Source organism: Bacillus sp. FSL R5-0585, from assembly GCF_038004545.1.
In the GTDB taxonomy this organism is placed as follows: domain Bacteria; phylum Bacillota; class Bacilli; order Bacillales; family Bacillaceae_G; genus Bacillus_A; species Bacillus_A cereus.
On record NZ_JBBORJ010000001.1, the window covers coordinates 581001 to 593114 of the forward strand.

A 12114-nucleotide genomic window follows, 5' to 3' on the forward strand; every position below is an offset into this window, starting at 1 on the left:
GGTACCTCGTAATGGGGTACCTTCTCTTTCTTTGTAAACGTATTTTGTAAAAGAAGAAGTGAGAAATCTTTCTTTGTGGTACGTTTCAATTTATAATAGCAAATGGAAGGAGAGTGCTTATGTCTTTAACAAATGAACAACAAGAGCGATTTCAAATTTTGCTCCAGCAGTTGCAAATACCAGACGACCTTATAAATCAATATTTACAAGGCGGTGGTATTGAAAGGCTCGTTATTGATAAAGCGAATAAAAGTTGGCATTTTGATTTACAAGTGCCACGTATTTTGCCTACAGAATTATATGAATTGCTAGAAACAAAGCTTAAGCAATCATTTTCTCATATTGCAAGAACAACATTTGCATTAGAAACAGAGAATAAACAATTTACAGAAGAAGAAGTGAGGGCGTATTGGCCGCTTTGTACGGAACGAATTACATTTTCACCTATGTTCGCATACTTAAAGAAGCAGCTTCCACAGGTGAATGGAGTGAAGTTGCTAATAAATGTAAATAACGAGCTGGAGTCTACGGCTTTAAAGAAAAACGTTGCGAAACCAGTAGGGGATCAATACGAAGTTTTTGGATTCCCGCGTTTTCAGTTAGACACACATATACAGCAAAATACAGAAGAAATGCAAAAATTTCGTGAACAAACGCAGCAAGAAGACCGTGAGCGTGTTATACAAGCTATGGAAGAAATGGCGAAGAAGCAAGCTGAAGAAAGCAGCGTTGTGTATGAAGGACCGATTACACTCGGGTATCTTATTAAGCCAGATGAAGAGATTACACCGATGCGAGAAATTCAAGATGAAGAAAGAAGAAAAACGGTTCAAGGATATGTCTTCCATGTAGAAACAAAAGAGCTTCGTAGTGGGCGTACGTTATTAACTTTAAAAATAACGGATTATACGGATTCTATTATGATCAAAATGTTCTCACGTGACAAAGAAGATATTCCAATGCTGCAATCCTTGAAAAAAGGAATGTGGGTGAAAGCGCGTGGTTCTGTTCAAAACGATACATTCGTTCGAGATTTAGTAATGATTGCAAATGATATTAATGAAATAACAGGACCATCTCGTAAAGATAAAGCACCAGAAGGCGAAAAACGAGTAGAGCTGCATCTCCATACTCCAATGAGTCAAATGGACGCTGTCACTCCAGTTTCTAAGCTTGTTGCTCAAGCTGGTAAATGGGGACATGAGGCTATTGCGGTTACAGATCATGCCGTGGCTCAGTCTTTCCCAGAGGCGTATTCTGCAGGGAAGAAGGCTGGAGTTAAAGTTATATATGGTGTAGAAGCAAATCTAGTTAATGATGGTGTACCGATAGCGTATAACGAAGCGCATCGTTTACTTGCAGAGGAAACGTATGTTGTTTTCGACGTTGAGACGACAGGTTTATCAGCTGTATACGATACAGTCATTGAGTTGGCTGCCGTAAAAGTAAAGGGTGGCGAAATTATTGATCGCTTTGAATCTTTCGCAAATCCACATCAACCATTATCAGCGACGATTATTGAATTGACAGGTATTACGGATGATATGTTAACTGATGCACCTGAAGTGGACGAAGTGTTTAAAAAGTTTGAGGAATGGATGGGCGACCATACACTTGTTGCCCATAACGCGAGCTTTGATATGGGCTTTATTAACGTAGGTTTTAAAAAGGCTGGACTAGAAAAAACGAATAATCCAGTTATTGATACGTTAGAACTTGCACGATTCTTATTCCCAGAAATGAAAAATCATCGATTAAATACGATGTGTAAAAAACTTGATATTGAATTAACACAACATCACCGTGCGATTTATGATACAGAAGCGACGGGATATTTACTTGTGAAAATGTTGAAAGACGTAATTGAAAAGGGATTTGAATATCACGATCAATTAAATGATAGCATGGGACAAGGGGATGCGTATAAGCGTGGCCGTCCAAGTCATATGACGTTACTTGCCACATCGGATGTTGGATTGAAAAATTTATATAAACTTGTTTCATATTCTCACCTTAATTACTTTTACCGTGTACCACGTGTGCCGAGGTCACTATTAAAAAAATATCGTGAAGGAATTTTAGTAGGAACGGCTTGTGATAAAGGTGAAGTGTTCGAGGCAATGATGCAAAAGGCACCTGAAGAGGTAGAAGAAATTGCCCAGTTCTATGATTACATTGAAGTAATGCCTCCAGAGGTGTTGCGTCATTTAGTAGAACGTGAGCTTGTTCGAGACGAAGGTCAATTAAAAACAATTATTTCTAACTTAGTAAAACTAGGTGAGACGTTAGATAAACCAGTTGTTGCTACAGGAAACGTGCATTATTTAGACCCTGAGGATGCGATGTATCGTAAAATTTTAGTCAGTTCGCAAGGCGGAGCCAATCCGTTAAATCGACATTCATTACCGCCAGTACATTTCCGTACAACTGATGAGATGTTAGAATGTTTTTCATTCTTAGGTGAAGACAAAGCGAAAGAAGTTGTTGTAACAAATACACAAAAGATTGCGTCATTAATTGGTGATGTGCATCCAGTAAAAGACGATCTATACACACCGAAAATTGAAGGTGCTGATGATGAAACGCGTGATATGAGTTATAAAATGGCGCGTAGCATTTATGGTGAAGAGCTACCGGAAATTGTAGAAGCACGTTTAGAAAAAGAATTAAAAAGTATTATTGGGCATGGATTCGCCGTAATTTATTTAATTTCACATAAGCTTGTGAAAAAATCGTTAGTAGACGGATATCTAGTAGGTTCGCGTGGATCGGTAGGGTCATCATTTGTTGCAACGATGATGGAAATTACAGAAGTAAACCCATTACCACCACACTATGTATGTCCGAAGTGTAAGCAATCAGAATTCTTTAATGATGGTTCTGTAGGTTCTGGTTTTGACTTACCAGATAAAGAATGTCCTGCTTGTAACATTCCATATGTAAAAGATGGACATGACATTCCTTTCGAAACGTTCCTTGGATTTAAAGGAGATAAGGTGCCCGATATCGATTTGAACTTCTCCGGGGAATACCAACCACGTGCCCATAACTATACGAAAGTACTGTTCGGTGAAGACTATGTATATCGTGCAGGAACGATTGGTACAGTTGCGGAAAAAACTGCTTACGGATATGTAAAAGGTTATGCAAATGATCATAACTTAACGATTCGAAATGCAGAGATTGATCGCTTAGTAGCAGGGTGTACCGGTGTAAAACGTACAACAGGACAGCATCCAGGCGGTATTATCGTTGTGCCAGATTACATGGATATCTTTGATTTCTCACCCATACAGTACCCAGCTGATTCAATTGGTGCTGAATGGAGAACAACGCATTTTGATTTCCACTCGATTCATGATAATTTATTAAAACTTGATATACTAGGACACGATGATCCGACCGTTATTCGTATGTTACAAGATTTAAGTGGTATTGATCCGAAAACAATCCCAACGGATGATCCAGAAGTAATGAAAATTTTCTCTGGTCCAGAATCGTTAGGGGTAACGGAAGAGCAAATTAACTGTAAAACAGGTACACTTGGTATACCAGAGTTTGGTACAAAATTCGTAAGACAGATGTTAGAAGAGACAAAACCGACGACATTCTCAGAGTTAGTCCAAATTTCTGGACTATCACATGGTACTGACGTATGGCTTGGTAATGCAAACGAGTTAATTTATAACGGTACATGTACGCTGAGCGAAGTTATCGGTTGTCGTGATGACATCATGGTATATTTAATCTATCAAGGTCTAGATCCATCATTAGCCTTCAAAATCATGGAGTCGGTTCGTAAAGGTAAAGGTGTACCGGAAGAATGGGAAGAAGACATGAAAAATAATAATGTACCAGGTTGGTATATTGATTCATGTAAGAAGATTAAATACATGTTCCCTAAAGCCCATGCGGCTGCTTACGTACTTATGGCTGTACGTATCGCATACTTTAAAGTACATTTTGCACTGTTATTCTATGCCGCATATTTTACAGTTCGTGCAGATGATTTTGATGTAGAGGCAATGGCGAAAGGTTCAGCATCTATACGTGCAAGAATTGATGAAATTGCTCAAAAAGGATTGGATGCAGCGCCGAAAGAGAAAAGTTTATTAACAGTACTAGAAATGACACTTGAAATGTGTGAGCGTGGATACTCATTCCAAAAGGTGGATTTATACCGCTCACATGCAACAGAATTTATTATTGATGGAGACACATTAATTCCTCCATTTAATGCGGTACCTGGTCTTGGTACAAACGCAGCTTTAAGTATTGTGGAAGCACGTAAAAATGGAGACTTCTTATCAAAAGAGGACTTGCAGCAGCGTAGTAAGGTTTCGAAAACAATTATTGAGTATTTAGATAGTCAAGGTTGTTTAGGAGATTTACCGGATCAAAACCAGTTATCACTGTTCTAGTAGGTAGGAAAAGTCTTTGCAAATCAACATTTCCTATGATATACTATTAACCGAGATAACCATGTCATGTATATTGTGTAAAGAAAAGAGTGGGGAAACCCACTCTTTCGTGTTACTATCTATGTTTTCTCTACGTAGATAGGTAAAAGATTTCTGTCGTATATACATATTTTGTTACAAGTTTTACTTCTTAAATTTGGTAATACTAAGACAGATAATCCCTGCTGAACAGCAGGGGCTTTTGTTAGCTAACGAGAAAGAATAAGATAGACCGTTTTTAAAGTGGCGGGGTCTTCTTCTTTTAAATGGTACATGACGGCAGGAAGGAGGCTGTTTATGGATAAGAAAGTCACAGAAGTTGTAGAAGCATTTGCGCAGCCAATCGTTGAAGAGTTAAATCTTGAACTTGTAGATGTAGAGTATGTGAAAGAAGGACAAGACTGGTTCTTACGCGTATTCATCGATTCTGAAAAGGGAGTCGACATTGAAGAATGCGGTGCGGTAAGTGAACGTTTAAGCGAAGCTTTAGATAAAGAGGATCCAATTCCTCATCTTTACTTTTTGGATGTATCATCTCCTGGAGCGGAACGCCCATTAAAGAAAGAAAAAGACTTCCAGCAAGCGGTAGGAAAACAAGTGGCAATTAAAACATATGAGCCGATTGATGGTGAAAAGATGTTTGAAGGAAAACTGCTTTCTTACGATGGTACAACAATAACATTATTATTAACAATTAAAACACGTAAAAAAGAAATCCAAATTTCGATGGATAAAGTCGCAAATGCGCGACTTGCTGTTACGTTTTAGTTAGAAGGGGGATCTTCATGAGCACTGAGTTATTAGATGCTTTGCTCGTATTAGAATCTGAAAAAGGCATTAGCAAAGACATTATTATTGATGCGATTGAAGCAGCTTTAATCTCTGCTTATAAGCGCAATTTTAATCAAGCACAAAACGTTCGTGTGAGCTTTAACCCAGAAGTGGGAACAATTCAAGTTTTAGCACGTAAAGACGTAGTAGACAATGTGTTTGATCCACGTCTTGAAATTTCTGTAGAGGAAGCAAGACAAATTAATCCAAACTACCAAGATGGTGACGTACTAGAAATTGAAGTAACACCAAAAGACTTTGGTCGTATTGCAGCACAAACTGCAAAACAAGTTGTCACACAACGAGTGCGTGAAGCAGAGCGCGGTGTTATTTACTCTGAGTTTAGTGACCGTGAAGAAGATATTATGGTAGGTATTGTACAACGTCAAGATGCTCGTTTCATCTATGTAAGCTTAGGAAAAGTAGAAGCTTTATTACCTGTAAGTGAGCAAATGCCTAATGAGCAATACAAACCACATGATCGTATTCGCGTATTCATTACGAAAGTAGAAAAAACGACAAAAGGACCACAAATTTACGTATCACGTACACATCCTGGTCTTTTAAAACGTTTATTCGAAATGGAAGTTCCTGAAATCTATGATGGAACTGTAGAAATTCGTTCTGTAGCACGTGAAGCTGGCGATCGCTCTAAGATTTCTGTATATGCAGAGAACACTGATGTTGATCCAGTTGGTTCTTGTGTAGGACCAAAAGGGCAACGTGTACAACGCATTGTAGACGAATTAAAAGGTGAAAAAATTGACATCGTCCGCTGGTCAAATGATCCAGTTGAATATGTTGCAAATGCATTAAGCCCATCACAAGTTGTTAAAGTACTTGTAGATGAAGAAGAAAAAGCGACAACAGTAGTTGTTCCAGACCACCAGTTATCATTAGCTATCGGTAAGCGTGGACAAAATGCACGTCTTGCAGCTAAATTAACAGGCTGGAAAATTGATATTAAGAGTGAGTCTGATGCGAAACAACTTGGTATTGTAACAGAAGAAGATAGCGTAATCGCATTTGGATTCGATTCAGTGGAAGACGAAATCGAATAGAGGTGATGAGTATGAGCAATCGAAAAGTTCCGTTACGAAAATGTGTTGCAACGCAAGAAATGAAATCAAAACGAGAGCTCGTTCGCATTGTTCGTTCCAAAGAGGGAGAAGTGTCCATTGATTTAACTGGGAAAAAATCAGGACGAGGTGCTTACTTGTCGAAGGACAAGGAGAGCATTCTTCAAGCTCAAAAGAAAAATGTTTTGGAACATCATCTAAAAGCGAAAATCGACGGTTCTTTATATGAAGAGCTTCTTGAGCTTGTTGAGAAGGAGTCGAAATAAGTGTCCGATTGGAAATCGTTTTTAGGACTAGCAAACCGGGCTCGGAAAATTATTTCGGGTGAAGAACTCGTTTTAAAAGAAGTACGAAGTGGCAAAGCAAAACTTGTATTGCTATCTGAAGATGCGTCAATAAATACTACAAAACGCATCACAGATAAAACTACGTACTACAACGTACCAATGAGAAAGGTCGAAAATCGACAACAATTAGGGCATGCGATTGGGAGAGATGAGCGAGTCGTTGTAGCTGTGTTAGATGTAGGCTTTGCGAAAAAGCTGCGTAGCATGCTCGATACAAATTACCGGGGGTGAAGGTATGAGTAAAATTCGAGTGCATGAATATGCAAAAAAACATAATATCTCAAGTAAAGATCTTATGACAAAACTAAAAGAAATGAATATCGAGGTTTCGAATCATATGACAATGTTAGACGATGAAGTAGTAAATAAATTAGATAATGAATATCAAACTGAAAAACCTTCTGTTGCAGATGAGTTTGAAGTAGAAGAAAAAGTTGTTCGCAGTAAAAAGAACAGCAATAAGAAAAAGAAAAAAGGCAAAGGAAACGAAGACAAACGTCAAGAGAACTTTGCTGGTAGACAACAAACTCAAATTGTAGAAACACCAGATAAAATTACTTTCTCTGGAAGCCTTACAGTAGGAGATCTTGCTAAAAAATTAAGCAAAGAGCCATCTGAAATTATTAAGAAGCTCTTCATGCTTGGAATTATGGCAACAATTAACCAAGACTTGGATAAAGATACAATTGAGTTAATTGCTAACGACTACGGTATTGAAGTAGAAGAAGAAGTAATTGTAAGCGAGACTGAGTTTGAAACATTCATTGATGAGCAAGATGATGAAGAGAACTTAAAAGAACGTCCAGCTGTAGTTACAATCATGGGACACGTTGACCATGGTAAAACAACATTACTGGATTCTATTCGTAACTCAAAAGTAACTGCAGGCGAAGCGGGTGGAATTACTCAGCATATCGGTGCATATCAAGTTGAAGTAAACGATAAGAAGATTACATTCTTAGATACACCTGGTCACGCAGCATTTACAACGATGCGTGCTCGTGGGGCACAAGTAACGGATATTACAATCCTTGTTGTTGCAGCGGATGACGGTGTTATGCCACAAACGGTTGAAGCAATTAACCATGCGAAGGCAGCAGGAGTACCAATTATTGTTGCTGTGAATAAAATGGATAAACCAGCTGCAAACCCTGATCGCGTAATGCAAGAACTAACTGAATATGAATTAGTTCCAGAAGCTTGGGGCGGAGATACTATTTTCGTACCAATTTCTGCAATTCAAGGCGAAGGCATTGACAACTTACTAGAAATGATCCTTCTTGTAAGTGAAGTAGAAGAATATAAAGCAAATCCAAACCGCTATGCAACTGGTACAGTAATCGAAGCACAGCTTGATAAAGGTAAAGGAACTATCGCGACATTACTTGTTCAAAATGGTACGCTTCGAGTTGGAGATCCAATCGTTGTTGGAACTTCATTCGGACGTGTTCGTGCAATGGTAAGTGATATTGGTCGTCGTGTAAAAGTTGCTGGTCCATCAACTCCTGTTGAAATTACTGGTTTAAACGAAGTACCACAGGCTGGAGATCGTTTCATGGCATTTGCTGATGAGAAGAAAGCTCGTCAAATTGGTGAATCACGTGCACAAGAAGCGTTAGTTGCACAACGTGGTGAGAAATCTAAATTAAGCCTTGAAGATTTATTCCAACAAATCCAAGAGGGCGATGTAAAAGAAATTAACTTAATCGTAAAAGCAGACGTACAAGGTTCTGTTGAAGCGATGGCAGCATCACTTCGTAAAATTGATGTTGAAGGCGTAAAAGTTAAAATCATTCACACTGGTGTAGGTGCGATTACAGAATCTGATATCATTTTAGCTTCTGCATCTAATGCAATTGTAATTGGATTTAACGTACGTCCAGATGTGAACGCGAAGCGTACAGCTGAATTAGAGAACGTTGATATTCGTTTACACCGTATTATTTATAAAGTAATCGAAGAGATTGAAGCAGCTATGCAAGGTATGCTTGATCCAGAATTCGAAGAAAAAGTAATCGGTCAAGCAGAAGTTCGTCAAACGTTTAAAGTAACAAAAGTTGGAACAATCGCAGGTTGTTACGTAACAGACGGTAAAATTACGCGTGATAGTGGCGTACGTATTATCCGTGACGGCGTAGTAATTTTCGAAGGACAACTTGATACGTTAAAACGTTTCAAAGACGACGTAAAAGAAGTTGCACAAAACTATGAGTGTGGTATTACAATTGAGAGATATAATGATCTTAAAGAAGGGGACATCATTGAAGCGTACATTATGGAAGAAGTGAAGCGATGATTATCGCTTCACTCTCATTCGAGTGTATGATTTACGATGTGCATTCTTTAAAAGAGAAACGTGCAATTTTACAACGTGTGTTAACTCGTGTGAAACAGCGCTATAATGTAGCTGTTTCTGAAGTTGGGCACCAAGATGTATGGCAACGTACAGAAATTGCAATTGTTTCCGTATCCTCAAATCGTGTTATCTGTGAAAAAGAAATGAATCGTGTACTTGAGTACATCGATTCATTTCCTGAAATTGAACGTACAATAACACATTTGGAATGGTATTGAATGAGGTGAAGAGTTATGAAATTACGTGCGAACCGTGTGGGCGAGCAAATGAAAAAAGAATTAGGCGACATTATCAGTCGTAAAATTAAAGACCCACGTATTGGATTTGTTACAGTAACTGATGTACAAGTGAGTGGTGATTTACAAATTGCTAAAGTATATATTTCTGTTTTAGGTGATGAAGAACAGAAAGAAAATACTTTAAAAGGTTTAGCGAAGGCAAAAGGCTTTATTCGTTCAGAAATTGGCCAACGTATTCGTCTTCGTAAAACACCAGAAATTACCTTTGAGTTTGATGAGTCTATCGGATATGGTCATCGAATTGATACACTTTTACATGAAATTAATAAAGACGGTAAACGTGAAGAATAATGGATAGACATTTGTCTATCCATTTTTTCAATGCAAAATAAGTTTTGGATATTTACTACGAGAGAATTATGATGAGGTGAACATATATGGAAGGTGTAGTATTATTACATAAGCCAAAAGGCATGACATCACATGATTGTGTATTTAAATTAAGAAAGATATTGCGAGAAAAGAGAATTGGTCATACGGGAACATTAGACCCTGATGTAACAGGAGTATTACCAATTTGCGTTGGAAGAGCAACGAAAATTGCACAATTTTTAACAAGTGAAACGAAAACATATGAAGGTGAAGTAACATTAGGGTTTTCAACGACAACTGAAGATGCTTCTGGTGAGGTTGTTGAAACGAAAAATGTAGATCGTACTATTACTCGTATGGAAGTAGAGAAAGTCCTTGCGGAATTAACAGGCACGATTGAACAAATGCCACCAATGTTCTCGGCTGTAAAAGTAAACGGGAAAAAATTATATGAATATGCAAGAGCAGGACAAGAGGTGGAACGTCCAGTTCGTACAATTACAATTCATGAATTCGTATTACTTGATGATCGTGAAGTTTTTGAAGGAGAAAATATTTCATTCCGTTTCCGTGTAACGTGTAGTAAAGGAACATATGTAAGAACGTTAGCTGTAATGATCGGGGAGAAACTTGGTTTCCCATCACATATGTCTCACCTTGTAAGAACGGCATCTGGTGAATTTTTATTAGAAGATTGCATATCATTTGAAGAAATTGAAGAAAACGTGCAAAATGGAACAGTAGAGTCTATCTTCATTTCAATTGATGAAGCATTAAGTAAGTTTCCAAAAATGGTTGTAGATGAAAAGCAAGCAGAGAAAATAAAGAATGGTATGTTCTTAAAGAATGAATTAGAAATAACAGCACCATTTATTACAGTGTTTGATAAAAATGATCGTTGCTTAGCAATTTATGAACATCATCCGAAACATCCTGGCATGTTAAAGCCGATGAAAGTACTTGTGAATAATCAAGAACTAAAGCTATAATGAATTATTGGAAGGATTATTACAGAAAAAGGTGAATTCAAGCGTGAAACTTATTCATTTAACTCATCCACATGAACAAAATAAATTAGAATTACCACCTACTGTAATGGCATTAGGATTTTTTGATGGCATTCATTTAGGACATCAATGTGTAATTCGAACTGCGAAAAAAATAGCGGACGAACGAGGATATAAAAGTGCAGTTATGACATTTCATCCTCATCCATCTGTTGTTTTAGGAAAAAAGGATGCGCATGTGGAGTATATTACACCGATGCGCGATAAAGAAAAAATAGTCGAAAGCTTAGGAATCGATATATTATATGTAATTAAATTTGATGAATCATTTGCAGGGTTATTACCGCAACAATTTGTAGATGATTATATTATTGGTTTAAATGTAAAGCATGTAGTAGCAGGGTTTGATTATTCATATGGACGTTTAGGAAAAGGAAAGATGGAGACTTTACCATTTCATGCAAGAGGGGAGTTTACACAGACTGTGATTGAAAAAGTTGAATTTCAAGAAGAGAAAGTAAGTTCTACAGCATTACGAAAGTTAATTCGAAATGGCGAAATGGAGCAAATTCCATCTATTTTAGGTAGAGCCTATACTGTAGCGGGAACAGTTATACACGGCGACAAACGTGGACGTCAAATTGGTTTCCCGACAGCTAATGTAGGTTTAAGTGATGAGTATTTATTGCCACCTGTAGGTGTTTATGCAGTGAGATTAAAAGTTCACGATGAATGGTACGATGGTGTATGTAATATTGGATATAAACCGACTTTTAAAGAAGATGAGCGTCAATTATCAATTGAAGTGCACTTATTTGAATTTAACAAAGATATATACGATCAAAATGTTACAGTAGAGTGGCATATGCGTATAAGAGCAGAAAAGAAATTCAACGGTATTGATGAGTTAGTTGAACAAATCGCAAAAGATAAGAAAACAGCACAAGAATATTTTATGAGCGAAAAGAATATACTTGCTTTTTCAAATGAAAAGTAGTATTCTATGTTATGTACTTTATGACAACCATTGCTTGGCATTGCGACTCACCGACGCTTGCTAGGTAATTGGGGGTTTAATTAATAGGAGGTGAAATAGGATGGCTTTAACACAAGAGCGTAAAAATGAAATCATTGCACAATTTAGAACTCATGAGACTGATACTGGTTCTCCAGAGGTTCAAATTGCTGTCCTAACGGAGCAAATTAACACTCTAAACGAGCACTTACGTACTCACAAGAAAGATCATCATTCACGTCGTGGTCTATTAAAGATGGTTGGTAAACGTCGTAACTTACTAACTTACCTTCGTAATAGCGATATCACACGTTACCGTGAATTAATCACAAAGCTTGGCTTACGTCGATAGTCAAAGAAGCGGGAATATTCCCGCTTTTTTGTTAGGTAAAAATATATCTTCTACGC

Annotated in this window: 11 protein-coding genes; all 11 read left to right on the forward strand. The window is 37.6% G+C overall.

Going from position 1 to position 12114, the window contains the following annotated elements; all coding sequences use genetic code 11:
- Window positions 1–119 precede the first annotated feature (119 nt).
- A complete protein-coding gene (locus tag MKY38_RS03230) occupies window positions 120–4421 on the forward strand; it encodes a PolC-type DNA polymerase III (RefSeq protein ID WP_000060005.1) in 4302 nt (1433 codons plus the stop codon).
- Between the two features lie 336 nt (window positions 4422–4757).
- Complete coding sequence (gene rimP, locus MKY38_RS03235) at window positions 4758–5228, forward strand: ribosome maturation factor RimP (protein WP_000359096.1); 471 nt, start codon at window positions 4758–4760, stop codon at window positions 5226–5228.
- 17 nt (window positions 5229–5245) lie between these two features.
- On the forward strand, window positions 5246–6352 hold the full coding sequence (nusA, locus tag MKY38_RS03240; RefSeq protein WP_000102604.1) for a transcription termination factor NusA: 1107 nt from the start codon (window positions 5246–5248) through the stop codon (window positions 6350–6352).
- A gap of 11 nt (window positions 6353–6363) precedes the next feature.
- The gene (gene rnpM, locus MKY38_RS03245) at window positions 6364–6636 is read left to right on the forward strand and encodes an RNase P modulator RnpM (RefSeq protein WP_000071127.1); all 273 of its coding nucleotides are present in this window, start codon (window positions 6364–6366) and stop codon (window positions 6634–6636) included.
- On the forward strand, window positions 6637–6948 hold the full coding sequence (locus MKY38_RS03250; RefSeq protein WP_065222973.1) for a YlxQ family RNA-binding protein: 312 nt from the start codon (window positions 6637–6639) through the stop codon (window positions 6946–6948). It begins immediately after the preceding gene.
- A 4-nt stretch (window positions 6949–6952) separates the two neighbouring features.
- Window positions 6953–9013: a translation initiation factor IF-2 gene (gene infB / locus MKY38_RS03255; RefSeq protein ID WP_000036343.1), complete on the forward strand. Its 2061-nt coding sequence runs from the start codon at window positions 6953–6955 to the stop codon at window positions 9011–9013.
- Window positions 9010–9291 (forward strand): DUF503 domain-containing protein, encoded by a 282-nt coding sequence (locus MKY38_RS03260; RefSeq protein WP_000582363.1) that lies wholly within the window; start codon window positions 9010–9012, stop codon window positions 9289–9291. Before infB ends, MKY38_RS03260 begins: the two co-directional genes overlap by 4 nt.
- Before the next feature lie 15 nt (window positions 9292–9306).
- Window positions 9307–9663, forward strand: a complete 357-nt coding sequence (gene rbfA, locus MKY38_RS03265) for a 30S ribosome-binding factor RbfA (RefSeq protein WP_000776437.1) — start codon at window positions 9307–9309, stop codon at window positions 9661–9663.
- Between the two features lie 86 nt (window positions 9664–9749).
- Entirely contained in the window at window positions 9750–10673 is a 924-nt protein-coding gene (truB, locus tag MKY38_RS03270) for a tRNA pseudouridine(55) synthase TruB (RefSeq protein WP_000399352.1), read from the forward strand.
- 43 nt (window positions 10674–10716) lie between these two features.
- Complete coding sequence (gene ribF, locus MKY38_RS03275; protein ID WP_000766706.1) at window positions 10717–11688, forward strand: bifunctional riboflavin kinase/FAD synthetase; 972 nt, start codon at window positions 10717–10719, stop codon at window positions 11686–11688.
- A 100-nt stretch (window positions 11689–11788) separates the two neighbouring features.
- Complete coding sequence (gene rpsO, locus MKY38_RS03280) at window positions 11789–12058, forward strand: 30S ribosomal protein S15 (protein WP_001229392.1); 270 nt, start codon at window positions 11789–11791, stop codon at window positions 12056–12058.
- Window positions 12059–12114 lie beyond the last annotated feature (56 nt).

Excerpts from the sequence above, each read along its gene's own strand:
- MKY38_RS03230 (WP_000060005.1), top strand. The coding sequence starts at position 120 with ATGTCTTTAACAAATGAACAACAAGAGCGATTTCAAATTTTGCTCCAG.
- rimP (WP_000359096.1), top strand. The coding sequence starts at position 4,758 with ATGGATAAGAAAGTCACAGAAGTTGTAGAAGCATTTGCGCAGCCAATC.
- nusA (WP_000102604.1), top strand. The coding sequence starts at position 5,246 with ATGAGCACTGAGTTATTAGATGCTTTGCTCGTATTAGAATCTGAAAAA.
- rnpM (WP_000071127.1), top strand. The coding sequence starts at position 6,364 with ATGAGCAATCGAAAAGTTCCGTTACGAAAATGTGTTGCAACGCAAGAA.
- infB (WP_000036343.1), top strand. The coding sequence starts at position 6,953 with ATGAGTAAAATTCGAGTGCATGAATATGCAAAAAAACATAATATCTCA.
- MKY38_RS03260 (WP_000582363.1), top strand. The coding sequence starts at position 9,010 with ATGATTATCGCTTCACTCTCATTCGAGTGTATGATTTACGATGTGCAT.
- rbfA (WP_000776437.1), top strand. The coding sequence starts at position 9,307 with ATGAAATTACGTGCGAACCGTGTGGGCGAGCAAATGAAAAAAGAATTA.
- truB (WP_000399352.1), top strand. The coding sequence starts at position 9,750 with ATGGAAGGTGTAGTATTATTACATAAGCCAAAAGGCATGACATCACAT.
- rpsO (WP_001229392.1), top strand. The coding sequence starts at position 11,789 with ATGGCTTTAACACAAGAGCGTAAAAATGAAATCATTGCACAATTTAGA.